Annotated in this window: 20 protein-coding genes and 1 pseudogene; 19 read left to right on the top strand and 2 right to left on the bottom strand. The window is 70.4% G+C overall.

What is annotated here, in order from left to right:
- Positions 1-82: 82 nt before the first annotated feature.
- The 11 genes from ABD327_RS29430 to ABD327_RS29380 are packed head-to-tail and all read left to right on the top strand — an operon-like array spanning position 83 to position 11,968.
- A complete protein-coding gene (locus tag ABD327_RS29430; RefSeq protein WP_344455118.1) occupies positions 83-1,768 on the top strand; it encodes a class I adenylate-forming enzyme family protein in 1,686 nt (561 codons plus the stop codon).
- Positions 1,765-2,229 (top strand): VOC family protein, encoded by a 465-nt coding sequence (locus ABD327_RS29425; RefSeq protein ID WP_344455116.1) that lies wholly within the window; start codon positions 1,765-1,767, stop codon positions 2,227-2,229. The genes ABD327_RS29430 and ABD327_RS29425 overlap by 4 nt, the downstream gene beginning before the upstream one ends.
- A 43-nt stretch (positions 2,230-2,272) precedes the next feature.
- Positions 2,273-3,652: an aromatic ring-hydroxylating oxygenase subunit alpha gene (locus ABD327_RS29420; RefSeq protein WP_344455114.1), complete on the top strand. Its 1,380-nt coding sequence runs from the start codon at positions 2,273-2,275 to the stop codon at positions 3,650-3,652.
- A gap of 10 nt (positions 3,653-3,662) precedes the next feature.
- Entirely contained in the window at positions 3,663-5,033 is a 1,371-nt protein-coding gene (locus ABD327_RS29415) for an amidohydrolase family protein (protein WP_344455112.1), read from the top strand.
- 16 nt (positions 5,034-5,049) lie between these two features.
- Complete coding sequence (locus ABD327_RS29410; protein ID WP_344455109.1) at positions 5,050-5,904, top strand: phytanoyl-CoA dioxygenase family protein; 855 nt, start codon at positions 5,050-5,052, stop codon at positions 5,902-5,904.
- Positions 5,905-5,955: 51 nt separating this feature from the next.
- The gene (locus tag ABD327_RS29405) at positions 5,956-6,492 is read left to right on the top strand and encodes a VOC family protein (protein WP_344455107.1); all 537 of its coding nucleotides are present in this window, start codon (positions 5,956-5,958) and stop codon (positions 6,490-6,492) included.
- A 27-nt stretch (positions 6,493-6,519) separates the two neighbouring features.
- Positions 6,520-8,157 carry a class I adenylate-forming enzyme family protein gene (locus ABD327_RS29400; protein ID WP_344455105.1) on the top strand — a complete coding sequence of 546 codons (1,638 nt, stop codon included), beginning with the start codon at positions 6,520-6,522 and terminating at the stop codon, positions 8,155-8,157.
- Positions 8,154-9,146 (top strand): enoyl-CoA hydratase/isomerase family protein, encoded by a 993-nt coding sequence (locus ABD327_RS29395; RefSeq protein ID WP_344455103.1) that lies wholly within the window; start codon positions 8,154-8,156, stop codon positions 9,144-9,146. The genes ABD327_RS29400 and ABD327_RS29395 overlap by 4 nt, the downstream gene beginning before the upstream one ends.
- Positions 9,147-9,148: 2 nt before the next feature.
- Positions 9,149-10,417 (top strand): amidohydrolase family protein, encoded by a 1,269-nt coding sequence (locus ABD327_RS29390; protein WP_344455101.1) that lies wholly within the window; start codon positions 9,149-9,151, stop codon positions 10,415-10,417.
- Positions 10,418-10,472: 55 nt separating this feature from the next.
- Positions 10,473-11,225 (top strand): SDR family oxidoreductase, encoded by a 753-nt coding sequence (locus ABD327_RS29385; RefSeq protein WP_344455099.1) that lies wholly within the window; start codon positions 10,473-10,475, stop codon positions 11,223-11,225.
- A complete protein-coding gene (locus tag ABD327_RS29380; RefSeq protein ID WP_344455097.1) occupies positions 11,222-11,968 on the top strand; it encodes a class II aldolase/adducin family protein in 747 nt (248 codons plus the stop codon). The genes ABD327_RS29385 and ABD327_RS29380 overlap by 4 nt, the downstream gene beginning before the upstream one ends.
- Before the next feature lie 202 nt (positions 11,969-12,170).
- Here the strand turns inward: ABD327_RS29380 and ABD327_RS29375 are convergent, their stop codons facing one another.
- Positions 12,171-12,776 (bottom strand): TetR family transcriptional regulator, encoded by a 606-nt coding sequence (locus ABD327_RS29375; protein WP_344455095.1) that lies wholly within the window; start codon positions 12,774-12,776, stop codon positions 12,171-12,173.
- A 318-nt stretch (positions 12,777-13,094) separates the two neighbouring features.
- Between ABD327_RS29375 and ABD327_RS29370 the strand changes: the two genes are divergently transcribed.
- The 4 genes and pseudogenes from ABD327_RS29370 to ABD327_RS29355 all read left to right on the top strand — a co-directional run bounded on the left by ABD327_RS29370 (position 13,095) and on the right by ABD327_RS29355 (position 15,941).
- Positions 13,095-13,805: an ABC transporter substrate-binding protein gene (locus ABD327_RS29370; RefSeq protein ID WP_344455092.1), complete on the top strand. Its 711-nt coding sequence runs from the start codon at positions 13,095-13,097 to the stop codon at positions 13,803-13,805.
- A 25-nt stretch (positions 13,806-13,830) separates the two neighbouring features.
- Positions 13,831-14,136 carry a hypothetical protein gene (locus ABD327_RS29365; protein WP_344455089.1) on the top strand — a complete coding sequence of 102 codons (306 nt, stop codon included), beginning with the start codon at positions 13,831-13,833 and terminating at the stop codon, positions 14,134-14,136.
- A gap of 39 nt (positions 14,137-14,175) precedes the next feature.
- A pseudogene (locus ABD327_RS29360) lies at positions 14,176-15,189 on the top strand (amidase); the annotation flags it as partial.
- Positions 15,190-15,389: 200 nt separating this feature from the next.
- Positions 15,390-15,941: a TetR/AcrR family transcriptional regulator gene (locus ABD327_RS29355; RefSeq protein ID WP_344455086.1), complete on the top strand. Its 552-nt coding sequence runs from the start codon at positions 15,390-15,392 to the stop codon at positions 15,939-15,941.
- Between the two features lie 40 nt (positions 15,942-15,981).
- Here ABD327_RS29355 and ABD327_RS29350 read toward each other — a convergent pair whose 3' ends face one another.
- Positions 15,982-16,398, bottom strand: coding sequence for a hypothetical protein (locus ABD327_RS29350; protein WP_344455084.1), 417 nt, complete (start codon positions 16,396-16,398; stop codon positions 15,982-15,984).
- A gap of 192 nt (positions 16,399-16,590) precedes the next feature.
- On the opposite strand from ABD327_RS29350, the gene ABD327_RS29345 reads away from it, so the two are divergent.
- From ABD327_RS29345 to ABD327_RS29330, 4 genes are all read left to right on the top strand, one after another.
- The gene (locus tag ABD327_RS29345) at positions 16,591-17,361 is read left to right on the top strand and encodes an SDR family NAD(P)-dependent oxidoreductase (protein ID WP_344455082.1); all 771 of its coding nucleotides are present in this window, start codon (positions 16,591-16,593) and stop codon (positions 17,359-17,361) included.
- 74 nt (positions 17,362-17,435) lie between these two features.
- Positions 17,436-19,613 carry an acyl-CoA dehydrogenase family protein gene (locus ABD327_RS29340; protein ID WP_344455080.1) on the top strand — a complete coding sequence of 726 codons (2,178 nt, stop codon included), beginning with the start codon at positions 17,436-17,438 and terminating at the stop codon, positions 19,611-19,613.
- A gap of 11 nt (positions 19,614-19,624) precedes the next feature.
- Complete coding sequence (locus ABD327_RS29335; RefSeq protein ID WP_344455078.1) at positions 19,625-20,494, top strand: enoyl-CoA hydratase/isomerase family protein; 870 nt, start codon at positions 19,625-19,627, stop codon at positions 20,492-20,494.
- Between the two features lie 30 nt (positions 20,495-20,524).
- Positions 20,525-21,403, top strand: a complete 879-nt coding sequence (locus tag ABD327_RS29330; RefSeq protein WP_344455076.1) for an SMP-30/gluconolactonase/LRE family protein — start codon at positions 20,525-20,527, stop codon at positions 21,401-21,403.
- Positions 21,404-21,483 lie beyond the last annotated feature (80 nt).

The following is a 21,483-nucleotide window of genomic DNA, read 5'->3' as shown; positions in this document are numbered from 1 at the left end:
GTCCGACTCGCCCGAAATTATCTGGCACTCAGTGCCTGACCAACTATGGCACTGAGTGCCTCACTCGGGTAGCGTCCCGGCCATGAGCGAATGTGAGACGCTCGTGGGCCCCCCGCCGCACGAGGCGACCGACACCGGCGGCCTCACCCTCGGCGCGATCCTGACCGAGCTCCGCGCACGAATCCCCGACCGCGAGGCGCTCGTCTTCGACGATCCGTTCCTGTGCGGCGCGACCGTACGGTGGACCTACGGCGACCTCGAACGGCAGGCCCGGCGTATCGCGAAGGCGCTCCTGGCGTCGGGCATCGGCAAGGGAGCCCGGGTCGGCGTGCTCATGGGGAACCGGCCCGAGGCGGTCGCGTCCCTCTTCGGCGGAGCGCTCGCCGGTGCGGTCGTGGTGCCGCTGTCGACCTTCTCCCCGAAGCCCGAGCTGTCCCATCTGCTCACGCACGCCGACCTGAGCGTGCTCCTGCTCCAGACGACGATGGGCGCCCACCGGTTCGCCGCCGACGTCACCGAGCTGTGCCCGGCCGCCGCGGGCCCCGGATTCATCGGCGACGCCGCATACCCCCACCTGCGCCATGTCGCGGCCCTCGGTCCGGTGGAGTACGCGTGCGGGATCCAACCGTGGGAGCGGTTCCTGCGACGCGGCGACACGATCGACGACGCCCTGCTGGACGCCGCCACCGCCCAGGTCCACGCTTCCGACCCCGCGGTCGTCATCTACAGCTCGGGCACGACCGACCGGCCGAAGGGCGTGCTGCACCATCACCAGGCGGTCGCGTTGCAGTGCTGGACGCAGGCCGGCCTGTTCGGCCGCGACGAGTCGACGCGGCTGTGGTGCGCTCTTCCGCTCTTCTGGACCGCCGGCCTGAACGCGGCGATGGGGGCCACGCTCGCGGCCGGCGGCACCTGGGTGATGCAGGAGGTGTTCGAGCCCGGCCACGCGCTGCGGCTCATGGAGCGGGAGCGCGTGACCGAACCGCACACGCTCCCCCACCAGGCCCGCGCCCTTGAGGAGCACCCGGACTGGTCCTCGACCGACCTCTCGTCGTGCACGAGGGTGTTCGGCAAGTCGGTGTTCACCCGCCACCCGAGCGTCACCGGGGACACGGGCTGGAACATGCCGGTCGGCTACGGCTCATCGGAGACGTGCTCGTTCTTCACCGCCCACCCGTCCGATACGCCGCGCGAGCTGTTGAGGCAGCGAGGCTACGGGCGGCTTCTCGCCGGAAACGAGCTCCGGGTCGTCGATCCCGAGACCGGCCGGGTGCTCGGCCCGGGCGAGGAGGGCGAGCTCGCCGTGCGCGGGCCGACCCTCATGGACCACTACGTCAAGCGGACGCGCGCCGAGTGCTTCGACGCCGACGGCTTCTACCGCACCGGCGACCTCGGCTCCTACGACGAGGACGGGTACGTGTACTTCAGCGGACGCCGCACGGAAGTGATCAAGACCGCCGGAGCCAACGTGTCGCCGGCCGAGATCGAGGTCCGGCTGCAGGCGTACGAGCCGGTCAAACTGGCACGCGCCGTCGGCGTCCCGGACGACCGGCGTTCGGAGATCGTCGTGCTGTGCGTCGAGCTGAAGGCCGGCGCCACCGCGACCGAAGACGACATCAGATCCTTCCTGCGCGAACGACTGGCCGCCTACAAGGTGCCCAAACGAGTGCTCTTCTTCCCCGAAGGCGAGGTCCCGATGAACCCCAGCGGCATGAAGGTGAAGGACGAGGCGCTAGTGGCCCTGGCACGGGAACGGCTCAGCCGGTGAACGGAGACGAACGGGGCCCGCTGCGGCACTCCGCCCTCTTCCACACCGGAGTCGTCGTCGACGACCTCGCCTCCGCCAAGGAGGACCTCGGCGGCCGTCTCGGCGTCACGTGGCACGCCGGCGGCGCCGACGTGCGGCTGATCACCGACGACGGCGCGCGAACCGTGCGGACGGCCTACGCGCTCTCGCGAGAGGGCCCGCACCACGTCGAGCTGTGCCAGTCGGTCGAGGGGACGTTGTGGACCGCGACCGCGCAGGGCGGCGCCCACCACCTCGGCTACTGGGTCGATGACGTGGCGGCGGCCTCCGAGGCGCTGGAACGGCTCGGTTCACACAGGATCGCGAGCATCGCCGCCACCGACGACGCGCCGCCGTTCTGCGCCTACCACCGGACCGGCGACGGGCTCTTCGTCGAGATCGTCGCTCTGGCCTTCCGGCCGCTGCTCCTGCCCGTGAAGTGATGTGCCACCGCCACGCGCTCGTATCCGAGACCGGAGGTTCGACATGACCACTGCCGACATGGGACCGCGTCCCGGGGAGGTCGACGACGTCCCGCGCGGCGAACGCTTCTACCAGCGGCTGCTCGACGAGGACACCCGGCCGGTTCCCGCGAGCCTGCGCGCGACGTCGGCCGGCCCGCCGGAGGGCGCGGGCATCGCCCCCTCCCGCTACTTCGACCCCGAGATCCACCGGCTCGAGGTCGAACGGGTGTGGAACCGGGTCTGGCAGATGGCATGCCGCGAGGAGCAGATCCCCGAGGTCGGCGACTCCGTCGTCTACGACATCGCCGACACCTCGCTCATCGTCGTGCGTACCGCACCGGACGAGATCCGCGCCTTCCACAACTCGTGCCTCCACCGGGGCACGCAGCTGAGGACCCGGGCCGGCCACGTCACGCGGTTCCGCTGCCCTTACCACGGGTTCACCTGGAACCTCGACGGAAGCCTCCACGAGATCCCCTGCGCGTGGGACTTCCCGCAGGTCGATCCGGCCACGTTCCGGCTCCCCGAAGCACATGTCGGAACGTGGGGCGGGTTCGTGTTCGTGAACCCCGACCCGAACGCCGGACCGCTGGAGGAGCACCTGGAAGACCTGCCGTCGCACTTCGCCGCGTGGCCGCTGGAGGAACGGCGCCTCACCGCTCACATCGTGCGCACGATGCCGTGCAACTGGAAGGTGGCGCTCGAGGCGTTCATCGAGGCCTACCACACGATGACGGTGCACCCTCAGCTGCTGCGCACGGCGGCGGACACGCTGACCCAGTACGACGTCTACGGCGCGCATGTCAGCCGCATGCTCACCGCGGTCGGCATCAGCAGCGAGCACCTCGACCGTCCGCTCGACGACGCCGAGATCATCAAGGCCATGCTCGGCCCGTCTGAGGAGGAGATCGTCCTCGAACCCGGATCGACGGCCCGCAAGGTGCTGGCGGACCGGGTGCGCACCTCGCTGCACCGGCGTACGGGACGCGACCACGCGCACATCACCGATGCCGAGGCGCTCGACGGCATCGAGTACTTCCTCTTTCCGAACTTCATGCCGTGGGGAGGGTATCTGACCTCGTTCGCCTACCGTTTCCGTCCTGACGGCGACGATCCCGGCTCGTGCGTGATCGACATCATGGTGCTCGAGCCGGTTCCGGAGGCCGGCCCCCGCCCGCCCGCCGCCAAGACCCGCTACCTCGGCCCGGCCGAGAGCTGGACCGACGCCCCCGAGCTCGGTGTTTTCGGCCGGGTGTTCAACCAGGACGGCGCCCGGTTCGCGCGCGTCCAACGAGGCCTGCGCGCCTCGGTGCGGACGAGCGGCACGCTGGCGCGCTACCAGGAGAGCCGGATCCGCCATTTCCACGCGACGCTCGACGCCTATTTCACTCGACCCGCCTGAAAGGAATGCCATGTCACAGACGAGTGACGAGACCCCGGGCGGTCAGCCCGCCGACGACGAGCGCTACACCGTGGTCTCGACCGACAGCCATGTCGGGCCATCGGTCAAGGAGCAGCTGAGGGAGTACTGCGACTCCAAGCACCTCGCGGACTTCGATCGCTTCGTGGAGGAGATGGAAGGGCACGGCCTGCTGTCCTACCGATCCTCCGAAGCCGCCAAGCCCGGCGCGGACGAGAGCTGGTCGCTCGGGCGTTCCCAGGCCGAGCGGTTCGGGAAGAGCGCGGGAATCCGCAACGCCGACCAGGTCGGCCTCCGCTTCCTGCAGCGGAGCTACGAGCACAGCCTGATGCCGGGGCTCCAGGACCACTCGGCCCGCATCGCCGACATGGACAAGTCGGGCGTCGCCGCGGACGTCATCTTCCACGGCGGGCTGAACGGCCAGTCGATCCCGTTCTCGACCACAGGTCTCATCGCGTGGGGCGACTCGACGTACAACCCCCTCGAACCCGCCGGAGTCCGCATCTACAACCGCTGGCTGGCGGACTTCGTGTCCTCGGCCCCGCAGCGCCACGCCGGCATCGCCCACATCCCGATCTCCGATCCCGAGGCGTGCGTCCGCGAGGTCGAGTGGGCGGCCGCCGCCGGCTTGAAGGGCATCAACCTGCCCGCGCCGCGCGGCGACTTCCCGATGCTCAACGACCCCGTGTGGGAGCCGCTGTGGGCGGCGTGCGAGGACACCGGCCTGTCGCTCAACACCCATGGCGGCGGTGGGGAGCACTACCCGTACCAGGGCCAGGGCGCGCTGACGATGTACATGATGGAGACGGCGTGGCGGACCCGCCGCGGCCTCTGGGTGATGATCCTCGGCGGGGTCTTCGCCCGCCACCCGCGCCTGAAGCTGGTGCTCACCGAGCAGTGGCTGGACTGGGCGCCCGGCGTGATCGACGACATGGACGGGCTCTACAAGAGCCCGGCGAGCTCCGCGGTCCGGGCCGCCCTGCCCGAACCGCCCTCGGAGTACTTCATGCGCAACTGCTACATCGGTGCGAGCTTCATGGCGAACTGGGAGGCGAAGTTCGGGATCGAGCACGACCTCGCGTTCAACATCATGTGGGGCGACGACTACCCCCACGCCGAGGGAACCTGGCCGCACACGCGGCAGGCGATGCGGTCCACCTTCCACGACATCGAGCCGACGCACATCCGGCAGCTCATCGGCGGCACGGCGATCGACGTGTACGGGTTCGACCGGACCGAGCTGGAGAAGATCGCCGCGAGGATCGGCCCGACGGCGTCGGAGCTCTCGACCCCCTACTCGCCGCCCGAAGACGAAGTGGTCGGCCTTTATGCGTTCCGCACCGGACCGGGAATCTTCATCTGAGGAGACGGTGACCATCATGAGAGAAGACAGCGCGCCGCAGACGGGCACGTGCAGGTCGGTGACCGCCGAGGAAGTCGACCATTTCCACGAGTTCGGCTGGGTGAAGCTCAAAGGGTTCGTCGATCCCGGCGTCCTGCGCGCCATGCTCGACGACGCACGCGAGAAGATGGGCGACGACGCCGACAGCAACCCGCTGTCCCCGGGTCTCGCCGCGGCGGTGGCGGAGGGGCGGACGGGGCTGTCCTACTTCAACGCCCAGCGCGGCTCGGGCCTCTCCCATCCCGTGATACGGCCCCTGATCCACGATGCGGGCAGGAGTGCGAAGCGGCTGCAGCGGCGTACCACCGCCGACGGCGCGGACCTCGACGTCAGGTACTACTCGGACTTCTTCGTACCGAAGCTGCCCGCCGCGAAGGAGTCCCGGCACGGAGGGAACGGCCCCACCGCCTTCCACCAGGACTTCATCACCTTCAGCGTCGACCGCTCCGGGGGCATGACCTTCTGGATCCCCCTGGAGCCCTACGGCCCGGAGGCCGGGACGATGTCGTTCGTGAACGGGTCGCACCGCGCCGGGGTGCTCGGCGACTACACGACCTACGGGGACGGCGACGCCCTCGACGCCTTCCCCGAGCTTCGCGAGCTGCCGATGTCCGATCCCATGACGTACGAGCTCGGCGACGTCACGGTCCACACCCACCTCACCATCCACGGCGCCGGCTCGAACACGATGGACCGGCCCCGCTGGGCCTACCTCCTGGTGACGCAGCCGGCCGACGTCCGCTGGAACGGCTCGCCGTGCCCGAACTTCGACTCGACCGCCATGAAGCCCTGGGAGCCGTTCGGCGACGAGCGCTTCCCGGTGATCAGCTGACGGAGACGAGTGCTCGCCTGACCGCACCCCCCTAGCGCGAAGGACACGACAATGATGGTCCCCCCGCCCTTTCCGAACCGGAATTTCATGCAGATGTGCTGGGTGGTGCCCGATCTTCGGGTCGCCGTCGACTCCTGGGTTCGGGCCGCGGGCGTCGGGCCGTTCTTCTGGTTCGACGGCGTCCCCTGCACCGACGGGCACTACCGCGGGCGGCCCGCCGAGTTCCCGGCGATCACCGCCGCCATCGCCTACGCGGGCGATCTGCAGATCGAGCTCGTCTGCCAGGACGACGACGAACCGTCGATCTTCTCCGAGCTCGTCCCCCGCGGGCGGTCCGGGCTCCACCACGCCGCGCTGATCTGCCGCGACTACGAGACCGAGCGCGACACCTACATCGAAGCGGGCGCGACGCTCGCGTTCGAGGGCCGCATCGGAGCCAGCCGCACCTGCTGGCTCGACACGTCGCCCACGCTCGGATTCATGATCGAGCTGCTCGAGCCGAGCGCGAAGCGAGACGCGGGCTTCGCCGCCATGCGCAGGGCCGCCGACACCTGGGACGGCGCCGACCCGATCGTCGGCCTCTCCTGAACGACGGCCCAGGCTGAAAGGAGCCCGATGGAAGAGACCGAGCCGGCGTCGACGTTTCCGGCGCTGTTCGCACAGGTCGTCGCGGCACGCGGCGACCATGACGCGCTCATCCTCGCGCACGAGACGCTCACCTACCGGGAACTCGACCGCAGATCCGCCAGGATGGCCCGGGCGCTGCTGGCCGGCGGCGCGGGCAAGGGGACGCGGATCGGGCTGCTGGCGCCTGACGGGGCGCTCTGGCTGACGACCTTCTACGCGGCCCTGCGGATCGGCGCCCTCATCACGCCCATCAGCACACTGGCGACGCCCCCCGAGCTGGCGCACATCATCCGCACGAGCGACGTCCAGATCCTCATCGGGGCGCGCCGCTTCCTCCGCCACGACTACGCCGAGAAGCTCGCCGCGGCCCTGCCCGGCCTGGGCGAGGGCAGGTCGGAGGCGCTCCGGCTCCCCGCCGCCCCCCATCTGCGGTCCGTCTGGCTCGACGACGCCGACGGCCTGTCGTGGGCGCGGCCGGTCGACGACCTCCTGGCCCTGGCCGATGCCGCCGACGCGCCCGACGCCGTACTGCTCGCCGCCGTGGAGCGGGAGGTGTCACCGGGCGACGACGCGTTCGTCGTCTACACCTCGGGGAGCACCGCGACCCCGAAAGCGGTGGTGCACGGGCAGTGGGCGGTCGCCCGCCAGCCGCCGGCGCTCGCCGCGTACTTCCTCCTGACCGGCGGCGACCGCACCATGCCGTTGCTGCCCGCGTTCTGGATGGGCGGCATCGCCGCCGCTCTGCAGGTGCTGAGCACGGGCGGGACCCTGGTGTACCCGCCCTCCCCGGACCTCCAGGACGCACTCGACATGATCGAGCGGCACGACGTCACCTACGTGGTCGTCTGGCATGTCCTGGCGAAGCTCCGGGCAGCGGCGATCGCGCGGGGCATCGACGTCGACGGCATCCGCGGCATGGGCGGTCCGTCGCGCGACGAACGGGGCGAGACCGTCCCGCCACCGCTCCGGGCCAACCTGCTCGGAATGTCGGAGAGCTTCTCCGCACACAGCGCCGAGCCGGTCGACCGGCGCATGCCGGAGGACAAGGCGGGCGCCTCGGGCCGGGCCGTGAACGGCATCGAACGGCGCGCGGTGGACCCGGAGACCGGCGCGGAGGTGCCGGCCGGCGAGATCGGCGAGCTCCAGCTCCGCGGCGGCGCGCTGATGACCGGCCTCTACAAGGTCGACCGGCGCAGGGTGTTCACGCCGGACGGCTTCTACCCCACGAACGATCTGGTGCGCATCGACGCCGACGGCTATGCCTTCTTCGTCGGCCGGACGGGCGACATGATCAAGACCAGCTCCGCCAACGTGTCCCGGCTGGAGGTCGAGGCCGCCTTGAACTCGCTGCCGGAGGTGGCGCTGTCGCTCGTCACCGCGCTGCCCCATCCGGAGTCCGGGGAGATCGTCGCGGCGGCGGTGGTCCCGGCGCCGGACGCCGCCCCGACAGAGGACGGTCTGAGGGCGGCTCTCCGCGACCGCCTGTCGAGCTTCAAGATCCCCCGCCGCATCGTGTTCGTCTCGCATGACGACGTCCCGAGAACGGCGACGGGAAAGGTGAGGCTCTTCGACCTGGCCGAACTGATCGCATCCGGCACACCGACACCGGCAGGAGAGCACGTATGACGGAGAAGGACAGCCGCCCCACGGCGGAGGAGATCGTCCTGTACGAGAAGGACCCCGAGACCAGGATCGCGACGATCACGCTGGACCGCGCCGACGACCTCAACGCCATGACGATCGACGCCCAGCACCGCTACGCCGACCTCGTCCGGCTGGCCGGCATCGACGACGACGTCAAGGTGCTGGTGATCCGGGCGAACGGCCCGCACCTCGGCAGCGGCGCCGACCTCCCCGAGCTGCTGGACATCATGGCCGGCCGGGGCGACGTCTCCATGAAGCACATCGTCAGGGTCCCCGACGACGCGGACGTCGTGTACCCCCCGAAGGGCTCCTATCGCTACGGAGCGTCGAACGTCCAGTCCTACACCGACCCGAGCGCCGGGATGCGGAGCCTGCAGGACTTCAAGAAGATCAGCATCCTCGAGGTGCGGGGCTACTGCTACGGCTGGCACTTCTACCAGGCGGCCGACGCCGACATCGTCATCTCCTCCGACGACGCTCTGTTCGGGCATGCCGCGTTCCGCTACGCCGGCTACGCGGCGCGCCAATGGCAGTGGTGCACGATGATGGGCCTCCGCAAGTTCATGGAGATGGTGTTCACCGGCCGTCCGTTCACCGCCAAGGAGATGTACGACTGCGACTTCGTCAACGCGGTCGTCCCCTTCGACGAACTCGAAGCGATGACGGAGAAGTACGCGCTCGCCTGCTCCCGCTCCCGGCCGACGGACACGGTCTTCGTCCAGAAGACGTTCTTCGAGATCTACAAGCAGCACCAGGGCGAGTACATGGGCAGCATCCTCGCCGGCCTGCTCGAGTCGACCGGACGGCTGCTCCGGCCCGACGGCACGTCGCTGGAGCTCGACCGAGAGATGCTCGACCGCGGCCTGACGAACTCCGTCCGGGACAACGACGAGCGTTTTCCCCCCGACTGGCGCCTCAGCCAGCGGGGCCGGGCCGCCGAGCAGCCCGACCGAAACCCCGAGGAGGGATGAGGATGCCGGTCCTGACGAACGCGAGAGTCTTCGACGGCAAGGAGATGCTCCCCGGCAAGCACGACGTGGTCCTCGACGGAGACCGGATCAAGGCGATCGACGCGCCCGGCACGGCGTCCGGCGAGGTCGTCGACGTGGGCGGCATGACGCTGATGCCCGGCCTCATCACCTGCCACCTGCACCCGGACTTCTACAAGTTCGACGTCTTCTCCGGCGAGAAGCCCGGCAAGGAGCTCCCGCCCGGCGTCATGATGGCGATCGGCGTCCGCACCTGCCGGGTCCTGCTGGAGAGCGGCTTCACCGGCTACGCCGGCGCGGCCTGCGCGCACGACATCGACGCCCAGCTCAAGATGGCCATCGACCAGGACATCATCCCCGGCCCCCGCATCCGCGCCTGCGGCCACCACCTCGGCACCACCGGCGACATGAACAACAAGTCGCGGTGGTGGAAGCGCTACGAGACTCCCGGCCTCGACCTCCTCGCCGACGGTCCCGACGCCCTGCGGAAACTGGTCCGAGAAGAGATCAGCCGCGGCGTCGAGACGATCAAGATCTTCGCCGGCTCCGGACACGGCATCCCCAACCGCACGACGCGCAACATGTCACGCGACGAGATCGCCTCGGTCGTGAACACCGCCCACGAACGCGGCGCCAAGGTGCGCGCCCACGTCGCCGACAAGCAGATGATCCTCGAGTGCGTCGAGCTCGGAGTCGACATCGTCGACCACGGCGACGAGGTCGACGAGGAGTGCGTCCAGGCCATGGTGGAGGCCGGGACCTTCTGGGTTCCCAGCCTCGTCTACCTCTGGAGTCTGTTCGAGGTCGGCTACGCCGAGCAGTTCGGCGTGACGCGGGCGCAGTACGACCACGTGCGGGCGATGCTTCCGGTCGCCCAGAAGGCGGGCGTCCGGATCCTGATCGGGGACGACTACAGCGGCGTGTTCCGCACCATGCTGAAGGACGACCCGCTCGACCACCAGGTCGGCAACTACGGCCGTGAGTTCGCCTTCTACGGCCAGGTCGACGGGCTGTCGCCGGCCGAGATCCTCAGCTGGGGCACCGCTAACGCCGGCCAGCTGCTGGTGGACCCGCCGACGAGGGTCGGCGTGATCGAGCCGGACGCCATGGCCGACCTCATCGTCGTCGACGGCGACCCGCTCGCCGACCTGTCGCTGCTCTCCCGGCCCGACGAGGCGCTCAAGGCGGTCATCCGGGACGGCGCCTTCGTGATCGACCGACTCGCTTCGCGCAAGAACCATGCCGTGGCCTGACCTCGACGTCCGGTCACCGGGACCGGCGAGCCGGACGACCTGGAGCTGAGGAGCAATGGGAAGAACCGAACAACGCAGGGTCGTCTTCGTGACGGGTGCCGCTTCGGGCATCGGTCGCGCCGCGGCGGAGTCCTTCGTCCGCCGCGGCTACGCGACGGTGCTCGCCGACATGAACGAGGAGGCAGGACTCGGAGTGGAGGCCGAACTGGGCCGGCTGGGCGAATGCAGCTTCTTCCGCTGCGACGTGACCGACGACGACACCGTCCGTGAGGCGGTGTCCCGGACCGTCGCGACCTACGGCCGCCTCGACGCCGCGTTCAACGCCGCCGGTATCGACGGCGAGCACGGCAGGCCCACCGCCGAGTGCACCATGGAGAACTGGAACCGGGTGATCGCCGTCGACCTGACCGGCACCTGGTCCTGCATGCGCTACGAGCTGCCCGAGATCGTCAAGGCGGGCGGCGGCTCCATCGTGAACTGCGCGTCGGTGGCAGGGCTCCGGGCCGCGCCCACGGTGCCGGCCTACACCGCCGCCAAGCACGGCGTGGTCGGCCTGACCAGGGTCGCGGCGCGCGAGTACGCCGGCTCCGGCGTGCGGGTGAACGTCATCTGCCCCGGGACCGTGGACACGCCGATGTTCCGGCGGTCGATGCCGCCCGAGGTCATCGAACGCCTCGTGTCGGGCAATCCGGTGGGGCGCCTGGCCGAGGCGAGCGAGATCGCGGACGTCGCGTTGTGGCTGTGCGATGAGGCCCCCGGTTACCTCACCGGCCAGGCGATCGCGGTGGACGGCGGCACGGGCGCATGACACGCACCGGAACCGACAGGACCGTCGAGCAGGAGCGCCTGCACCGCAGGCAGCGGCTGGCGGGCGCATACCGGATCTTCGCCCGGCTCGGCCTGCACGAGGGGCTGGCCGGTCACATCACGGCTCGCGATCCCGAGCGGCCCGGCCATTTCTGGGTCAACCGGTTCGGCGTCGACTTCAGCCGGATCACCGTTTCGAACCTGCTGCTGGTGGACGCGGACGGCGAGATCGTCGAGGGCCGGGGCCCGCTGAACACGGCGGCGTTCGCCATCCACTCCCGCATCCACCAGGCGCGCCCGGACGTCGTCGCCGCGGCGCACAGCCACTCGGTCTACGGCAAGGCGCTGTCGGCCGTCGGCGAGCCCCTGCACCCCGTCAACCAGGACGCGTGCGCCTTCTACGAGGACCACGTGATCTTCGATGACTACGCCGGCGTCGTGCTGAGCACCGACGAGGGCGACCGGATCGCCGCCGCGCTCGGCCGGTGCAAGCTGGCCCTGCTGGCCAACCACGGGCTGCTGTCGGTCGGGAGGTCGGTCGAGTCGGCCGCGTACTGGTACATCGCGGCCGAGCGCGCGGCGAAGACCCAGCTCATCGCGGCCGCCGCCGGCAAGCTGAAGCACATCGACCACGACACGGCCAGGCTGACCGCCGGCCAGGTCGGCGGCGAGGCCTTGGCGCGCCGGTCGTTCGAGGCGCTGTACCAGATCGTCCTCGAGGAGGAACCCGACTTCCTCGGCTGACGCTTCCCGGGTGGGTCGGTTTCGAACAGCGCGTCAAGCTCTGAGGAGGAAGGAAGACGGTCATTCTCAGTGAGCACGCCGTCGCCGGCATGCTCGTCCTGATCCTCACCGCGACCCGCCCCTGACCTTCGGGCACGGCGGACTGCGGGACGAAGCGGCCGGGTCGCCTGCTTCTTTTCGCGGATCCGTGCTGCGGCGCCGGTCACCCGCGCTCGAACAGGGTGCTGAGCGCGTTGAACGCCTCGGTGTAGTGCTCCGCCGGCGACCGGACGGCGCCCTCCTCCAGCCAGCGCTCGGTGGCCAGCCTCGTCGCGCACAGCACGGTTCCGGCGGTGAGCCTCGCTGTGAGGATCCTGTCGTCGGCTCCGAAGCAGCGGCCTTCGAGGGCGGTGGCCAGCGCCCGCTCCCAGGTGAGCTGTTCGGCGTTGGCGTGGATCTGCACGGCCGGGGCCTCGGCCCGGATGCGCGCCTCGAGCTGGGTGACCTCGCGGTAGCGGCGCCAGTCGGTGGTGATGTCGACGAACGCGTTGCACAGCGCGGTGAACGGATCCTCCTCCGCGGGGCGTGCCTCCAGCGAGGCCAGCACGGCATCGATCCATCCGTGGTGCAGGCCGGCGATGAAGCAGGCCTCCTTGGAGTCGAAGTAGCGGAAGAACGTCGAGCGGCTGATGTCGGCGTGCTCGCAGATGTCCTCCACGCGTACTGCGCGCATGCCTTGCTCGGCGACGAGTTTCACGGCCGCCTGGGCCGCCGCCAGGTACATGTGCTGTTTCTTCCGCTCGCGCAGTGAGCCTCTGGTCGTGTCCACGCTTGAGATTGTAAGCATTGACACTAAGTTCCAATTGGTGCAAAGTCCCAGCCCAATGAGACGGGCGTCACTGGCAGCTCCGGCCACCGTGGTGACCACCCCGCCCGTGATCGTCCGTTCACCCCCTCCGAGATGGAGCAGGAACGCATGAAGCACCTCACGCACTGGACCCGGCTGACCGGCCTCCTCCGGCACGCCCGTCCAGGGCGGCGTCCTCACCGTGGCCGAGTACAGCGAGGCGCGGACTCTCGACCCGTCCCAGGGCTACGCCAACGGCTCCGTCGGCGGCAGCGCCTCGCGGCCGTCTACGACGCCCTCATGCGCTACGACTTCAAGGACCGCAGCTGGAAGCCCAAGCTCGCGGAGTCCCTCACCAGCGACGACAACGTCACCTGGACGCTCAAGCTGCGCGAGGGCGTGAAGTTCGCCGACGGTACGCCCTACGACGCCGACGCCGTGATCGGCAGCCTGAACCACTACATGAAGAAGTACGGCTACCAGTCGACCACGATGCTGGCCAACCAGACGAAGATGAAGAAGATCGACGACCGCACCGTCGAGTTCACCAACGCCGGCCCGTGGGCGACCTTCCCGGCGATGCTCGCCGGTGGCCCCGGCATGATCATGGCGCCCTCGTCGTACAAGGACCCCAAGGCGTTCAAGCCCGTCGGCGACGGCCCCTTCGAGCTCGAGGCCTACAAGCACGGCGAGGAGCTCGTGCTCAAGAGCCGGGCGGACTACTGGGACGGCAAGCCCCACCTGGAGAAGCTGCGCTTCGTGTGGCTGGGCGCCGACGACGCCAAGCTCGAGTCGCTGAAGTCCGGCGGGGTCGACGCGGCCTACATCCGCAGCGCCCAGACCACCGAGCAGGCGATCAAGGACGGCTCCGGCGGCATGATGTTCGTGGTCGGCGCGGGCAGCCAGATCACCGTCAACATGCGCAAGGACCGGCCGGGCACCGACAAGCGGGTCCGCCAGGCTATCCAGCTCGCCTTCGACAACAAGGCGTACGCCGCGCTGGTTCACTGACACCGACTACGTCTTCGACAAGGTCGTGCCGGCGTTCGAGGAGTGCGCCAGGGGCGCGATCGCGGACGGCGCCGAGGTGATCGTGACCTCCTGCGCCCTCTACTCCGCCTTCACCCTCGCGGGCTACAACAAGGTCTCCGGCACCGAGGTGCCGGTGCTGGAGAGCGTCGCCGTCGGCATCAAGCAGGCCGAGATGATGGGCGACCTCCACAGGTCGCTGGGGCTCACCACGAGCAAGCACCGCACCTACTTCAACTACCTCCAGCCGGAGATGCGCGACCAGCTGATGGCGCCGTTCTTCCCCGACCTCGCCGAGAAGGCGTCCTCCTGACCCCGACCGGCCCCATCCCCAGAGAAAGTCAGCTGCTCATGGGACTCGATCTCGCCACACACCGTCGGCGGCTCCAGCGGCGGGTCGGCGGCGGCGGTGGCGGTGGCGGCCGGCATGGTGCCGGTCGCCCACGCCAACGACGGCGGCGGTTCCATCAGGATCCCCGCGGTCGTCAACGGGCTCTTCGGCCTCAAACCGTCCCGCGGCCGGGTCTCGCCCGCGCCCTATCCCTCGTCCTTCGCCGCCCCCAACGGCGTTCACCACGCCCTCACGCGCACGGTCCGCGACAGCGCCCTGCTCCTCGACGTGACCGCGGGTTCGCTGGCCGGCGACGACGCGCCGCGCACCGGTCCGGGTGCGGGCGGGCCGTTCAGCGAGGCCGTACGGCGTGAGCCGGGGCGGCTGCGGATCGGGCTGATCGAGAGCCTCCGCAACGGCCCTGACGTCGACCCCGAGTGCGTCGCCGCCGTGCGCGGCGCCGCCGGTCTGCTGGAGTCGCTCGGCCACGAGGTGACGCCGATGGCGGCGCCGTAGGACAGCGCGCACGTCGCGGCCACGTCCGGCCTGCTGATGGGCGTCTCGCTCGTCGGCGCGGTCGACGACCGGCTCGCCCGGCTCGGGCGGGATCTGCGCGAGGACGATCTCGAGCCGTTCACCCGGGTGCTGCTCGACCACTACCGCGCGACCACCGGGCCCCGACTGCACGAGGCTCTCGAGGCGGTCCAGCTGATCGCCTGGGAGGTCGGCTCCGTCTTCGACGGCGTCGACGTGCTGCTCTCGCCGGTGATGTGCGTGCCGACCCCCGAGACCGGTTTCTGGGACACCCAGCGGCCCGAGACCATGTACGAGAGGGGCGTGCTGTCCTCGGCGTTCACGACCGTGTTCAACCTCTCCGGCATGCCGGCCATGGCGGTTCCCCACGGCACGGACTCCCGCGGCCTGCCCATCGGATTCCAGGTCGCGGCACCGCTGGGCCGCGAGGACGTGCTCCTGTCGCTGGCCGCGCAGGTCGAGCGGGCCGCCCCCTGGCCGCTGCTGGCCTCCCTCGCCTGACCGGGGTGTTCGCTGCTTCGCCGAGAACACTTCAGGAATCGTCCAATATTCGATCAAGATGGGGGTGGGAGCCGCTCAGGCGGGTGAGCTGCGGGGACATGCCTCAATGCGAGGGCAATATGCCTGACCCGGGGTTTTTGCGCAGCTCGTGAGGGGGCCGTATGGACAGGTCACACGAGGACACCGCAGAGCGGATCATCGTGATCGCGTCCCGGCTCTTCTCCGATCTCGGTTATGACGGGACGAGCATCCAGATGATCGCGGACGCCGCGGGAATGTCCCCGGAGAGAATCCAGAAGATGGTGGGCGGCAAGAGGGAACTGTACGTCCGGGTCGCGGAGGGCAACCAGAAGAGGCAGTTCGAGGCTCTGGAGGACCTGGCTCGGACCCATACCCCGGACGCGGCGGGGATCAAGCGGATCGCCGACCGCTATCTCCAGTACGTCATCGATCATCCCGAGTACTCGATGCTCTGGATACAGCGGTGGATGTCGGACGCCGCCGATCTGGTCGAGATGGAACGCCTCTTCAGGACTCCGATCGTCGTCGAGGTCAATCGCCTGGTGGCCACCTCCTTCAAGCCGGGAGTGGACCCGGTGCTCGCCTTCTGGATGGTGATCTGGTCGGTCGAGAGTTTTCTGCACGGCGGCGTCGTCGAGGAGGACGGAGAGGTTCACAGGGCGGACGACCCGCAGAGCAGGGAGCGTTTTCTCCGGCACCTCCACGCCTACATAGACCTGGTGGCGAGATGAGCGCGGAGCCGATCGACCGGTAGGGGCCGCGCCTCCGCCGTCAGGCGGAGAGATCGTCCGGAGGGCTCATGGCGGGGTGTCCGTCGGTCACGGCGAGGACCGCGTTGAAGGACTCGGCGTACTTCTCCGCCGGGGACCGGGTGGCGCCCTCCGCCAGCCGGCGTTCGGTGGCCAGGCGGACGGCGCACAGGACGATCCCCGCCACGACGCGCGGGGCGAGGGCGCTCTCGCCGGCGGCGGCGCAGCGCTGCTCGAGGGCGGCGGCGAGGGTGCTCTCCCAGGAGACCTGCGCGGCGTTGGCGTGGATCCGCACGGCCGGGGCCTCCGCCCGGATGCGCGCCTCCACCCGCACGGCCTGCATGCCGTGCTCGGCGACGAGCCTCACCGCGGCCTGCGCCGCCGCCGTGTACATGGCCTGTTTCTTGCGCTCCCGCATGGAGCCCACCGCCTCACCCACAATGCATATATTGACACTATGTCGCAATTGGTGCAAAGTCTCTCCTGGGCGCGATCGGGAAGCACACGCGGGACGCACCACCTGGGCGGCCACGGAGGCCGCAGGGAACGGCGTCCGCTGCCCTGATCGCCGGCGCGCCCGACAAGGGAGCGACGCTCCGATCAGCCAGCTACACCTGCCGAGGAGACAGCAATGGACGCTGAACGCTTGAAGTCGCTTTTCGACCTGACGGGACGGGTCGCGCTCGTCACCGGCGGGACCCGCGGCATCGGACGGGCGATCGCCGAAGGCTTCGCCGCGGCCGGGGCGAGCGTCGTCGTCGCCAGCCGCAAGCCCGAGGCCTGCGCCGAGACCGAGGCCCACCTGAAGGCGATGGGCGGCTCCGCCCTGGGAGTCCCCACCCACCTGGGCGACCTCGACTCCCTCGACGCCCTCGTGACGCGCACCACCGAGACCTTCGGCGGGCTCGACATCCTCGTCAACAACGCCGCCAACCCCCTGGCGCTGCCGATCGGGTCGTTCACCCCCGAGGCGTTCGCCAAGTCCCAGGACGTCAACGTCCGCGGCCCCGTCTTCCTCGTGCAGCGCGCACTGGAGGACCTCACCGCCAGCCAGCACGCCTCGGTCATCAACGTCATCTCCGCAGGCGCGTTCATCTTCTCCCCGTACCTGTCGATGTACGCCTCGGCCAAGGCGGCGATGATGTCCTACACGCGTTCGATGGCCGCCGAGTTCGCCCACCTGGGCATCCGCGTCAACGCGCTGGCGCCGGGCACCGTGGACACCGACATGGTCCGCAACAACTCGCCCGAGGCGCAGGAGCACATGGCAGCGGCCAGCCTGCAGAAGCGCATGGCGCACCCGGACGAGATGGTCGGCCCGGCCCTCTTCCTGGCCTCCGATGCCTCCAGCTTCGTCACCGGACAGGCACTGATCGCCGACGGCGGCCTCGTCGCCCGCTGACCGCGGGCACCAGCGACGACACCACCGCCGGCCGAACCGCCGGTGCGGACACAGAAAGCGATGTGAAGCAAGCGATGGGTATCGCCCTCAGTGAAGAACACCGGGAACTGGCCGCCACCACGCGCGCCTTCCTGAACGCGCAGGGCGCACGCGAGGCATGCCGGGCGCTGCTGGAGGCCGAGGAGGAGACGCTTCCGGGCTTCTGGAAGGCGTTCGCGGAACTCGGACTGCTCGGCGTGCACCTGCCCGAGGAGTTCGGCGGCGGAGGTTTCGGGCTGCCGGAACTGGTGGTGGTACTCGAAGAGATCGGCCGTGCGGTCGCCCCCGGCCCGGTGCTCCCGACCGCCGCGGCCTCCGCGGTGATCGCCGCCAAGGGCGGCCGGGAGCTCCACGCCCGGCTGCTGCCGCAGCTGGCCGAGGGAACGACCGTCGGAGCCGTCGGCCTCAGCGGCGCGGACCTGGCGCTCGAACGGGACACGGCAGGCGCCCTGACCCTCACCGGCCGGTCCGGGATCGTGCTGGGCGGCGCCGCGGCCCGGCACGTCCTCGTCCCGGTCGGCGACGACATGGTGGTGGTCCCGGTGGATGCGGCCGGGGTGAGTGTCGAGGTCCCGGCGCCGCTGGACTGGTCGCGCCGCTCGGCCCGGTTCCGCTTCGACGGCGTCACCGTGGCCGACGACGCGGTGCTGACCGGCGCCCGCCCCTACGCCGAGGCGGTGCTCCGGACGCTGGCGGCGGCCGAGGCGACCGGCGGCGCGCAGGAGTGCCTGGAGGTCGCGACCGGCTACGCCAAGGTCCGCGAGCAGTTCGGCCGCACCATCGGGACGTTCCAGGCGGTCAAGCACCACCTGGCGAACATGCTGGTGTCCGCCGAGACCGCCACCGCGGCGGTGTGGGACGCGGCACGCGCCGCCGAAGGACCCGAAGAGGAGTTCGCGCTGGCCGCCGCGGTCGCCGCGACCATCGCGATGCCCGCCTTCACCGACAACGCCGACCTCGGCATCCAGGTCCACGGCGGGATCGGCTACACCTGGGAACACGACGCCCACCTGCTGTCGCGCCGCGCCGCGACCCTGAAGGCGGTCCTCTCTCCCTCGTCCTCCGCCGCCGACGTCACCCGGCTGCGCACCGCCGGCGTCACCCGCGCCGCCACCCTCGACCTGCCGCCCGAGGCCGAGCAGGCGCGCCCCGAGATCCGCGCGCTCGCCCGGGAGCTGGCGGCCCTTCCGGCCGAGGAGCAGCGCGGGAGGCTCGTCGACACCGGCTACCTCCAGCCGCACTGGCCCGCCCCGTGGGGCATCGGCGCCGACGCCGGGCTCCAGCTGGTGATCGAGCAGGAGTTCCGCGACGCCGGCGTCACCGTTCCCAACCTCATGATCACCGGATGGGTGGTGCTGACCCTCATCCAGAACGGCACCGACGAGCAGGTCTCCCGCTGGGTCCGCCCCGCCCTGCACGGCGAGCACATCTGGTGCCAGCTGTTCAGCGAGCCCGACGCCGGCTCGGACGCCGCGGCGGTGCGCACCCGCGGGCAGCGCGTCGAGGGCGGCTGGAAGGTCAACGGCCAGAAGATCTGGACCAGCAACGCGCACAAGTCCCGCTACGGCCTGGCCACCGTGCGCACCGACTCCTCGGCCGGCAAGCACGCCGGGATCACCACCATGGTCATCGACATGCAGGCCCCGGGCGTCGAAGTGCGCCCGCTGCGCCACATCACCGGGGAGCTCTACTTCAGCGAGGTGTTCTTCACCGACCTGTTCGTCCCCGACGCCGACGTCGTGGGCGAGCCCGGCCAGGGCTGGAAGGTCGCGCGCGCCACCCTGGGCAACGAGCGGGTCAGCCTGGGCGGAGGCGTCGGAGGAGTGGACGCCGCGCAGCTCTTCGAGGTCTACCGGCACTTCCCCGACCGGATCCCCGCGGCGGAGGTCCGCCTGGGCGGGCACGCCGCCGAGGAGACCGTCCTGGGGCTGCTGAACCTGCGCCGCGCGGCCCGCGCCGTGGACGGCGGCGGACCCGGCCCCGAAGGCAACATCACCAAACTCGCGGGCGCCGAACACGGACAGCGCACCGCCGCCCTGTTCGCCGAGCTCGCCGGCGAGGACCTGGCCTTCGGTGAGGGGCTCGGCGGCGACGCCGCCAGGTTCCTGCTCGGCACCCGGGCGCTCACCATCGCCGGAGGCACCTCGGAGATCAGCCGCAACCAGATCGCCGAACGCATCCTCGGCCTGCCGCGCGACCCCCTCGCCAGCTGAAAGGAACCCCCATGCTGACCAACGGCGACGCCTACCTGCGTGACACCCCCGCCTCGGGGCGGACCGTACGGGTCGAGGAGCCCGTGCCGGGCGTGCGGCTGCTCACCCTCAACCGGCCCGAGCGGCTCAACGCGATGTCCGGCGAACTCATCAAGGACCTGCACAACGCGCTCGACGCCATCGCCCTGGACGACTCCTGCCGCGTCGTCGTCCTGACCGGCGAGGGACGGGCGTTCTGTGCGGGCCTGGACCTGCACGACCCGCCCAACCGCCACGTCTCCGAGCCGGCCTCCGAGGAGGAGGCGGCCTGGCGGCGCAGCCCGCAGGCGGGCATGCACGTCCAGCAGGCCATCGCCTCCCTGGTCCCCAAGCTGCGCAACCTGCGCCAGCCGGTCATCTCCGCGGTCAACGGCCCTGCCTCCGGCGGCGGGTTCGCCCTCGCGCTGGCCAGCGACGTCCGCGTCGCCTCGGCCACCGCGAAGTTCAACGCCGCCTTTGTCCGGATCGGCCTGTCCGGCTGCGATATCGGCGTCAGCTGGTTGCTCCCCCGCCTCATCGGCGCGGGCCTGTCCCACGAACTGCTGCTCACCGGCCGTTTCGTGGAGGCCGAAGAGGCCCTGCGCATCGGCCTGGTCAGCCGCGTCGTCGAGGGCGAGGCCGTCGAGGCCGCCCTGGAGAGCGCCGCCCTCATCTGCGCCAACAGTCCCATGGGCGTGTGGATGACCAAGGAGGTCGCCTGGAGCCAGCTGGAGGTCTCCAGCCTCCAGGCCGGCATCGACCTGGAGAACCGCACCCAGCTCCTCACCTCCTACTCCCGCGACATGACCGAGCAGGTCACCTCCTTCCTGGAACGCCGACCCCCGAACTACACCGACTCCTGACGTCCCGCCCCACCCCCCGGAGAGCCCCATATGAGTACTTCTTCGATTTCGACCTCTTCGGTCGAGGTCTTCGACGACCGCCTCTTCTTCCCCGAGTCCCCCCGGTGGCACGACGGCGCCCTGTGGGTCTCCGACATCCAGCACCGGACGGTCTTCCGCTACGACCCGGACGGCCGCCGCGTGCCCGTCGCGGCCTTCGCCGCGGACCAGAGCGGCATCGGCTTCGACGCGGCGGGCCGCCTGTTCGCCGTCTCGATGCCCGACTGCCGCCTGCTCACCGTGGCCGAGGACGGCATCCACCAGGTCGCCGACCTCACGCCGCTGAACCCCGTCCTGTGCAACGACCTCGCCGTCGCGAGCGACGGGACGGCGTACGTGACCCAGCTCGGCTTCGACATGTGGGGCGGCGGGCAGTTCCAGCTCTCCAGAGTCATCCGCGTGCGGCCCGACGGGACGGCCGAGGAGATCGGCCCGCCGATGGCCTCCCCCAACGGGATCGTCCTGTCCCCTGACGAGCGGACCCTCTACGTCAGCGAGTCGGGCGGCGGCAAGATCCAGGCCCTGAGCACCGCCGCGGATCCCGCGGACGCCGGAAAGGTCTTCGCCGAACTGGCCCCCGCCGCCGGCAGCCCCCTGCCGGTGTCCACCCCCGACGGGATCTGCCTCGACTCCGCCGGCGGGATCTGGGCCGCCGACCCCACCGGCCACCGCGTCGTCCGCCTCGACTCCGCCGGCGCGCTCACCGACCAGATCGACTTCGGTGACGACCAGCCGCTCGCCGTGGCGCTGGGCGGCGAGGAAAACCGCACCCTCTTCATCTGCGTCGTCACGGATTCCAATCTGCACGCCCCCCGCGTGAAGCCCACCGGCCGGATCATGACCACCGCAGTACAGATCCCCGGTCTGTGACGACGGCTGAGCAACGATCACAAGAACAACGAGATCGCCTCTGACCGGGAACCCCCGGACTCCACCTGGCCCGCACCGGC

Origin of the sequence: Actinocorallia aurantiaca, from assembly GCF_039533685.1 — a bacterium.
Classification (GTDB): domain Bacteria; phylum Actinomycetota; class Actinomycetes; order Streptosporangiales; family Streptosporangiaceae; genus Actinocorallia; species Actinocorallia aurantiaca.
The sequence above is the reverse complement of the archived record's forward strand: the minus strand, read 5'-3'. Positions and strand labels throughout refer to the sequence as shown.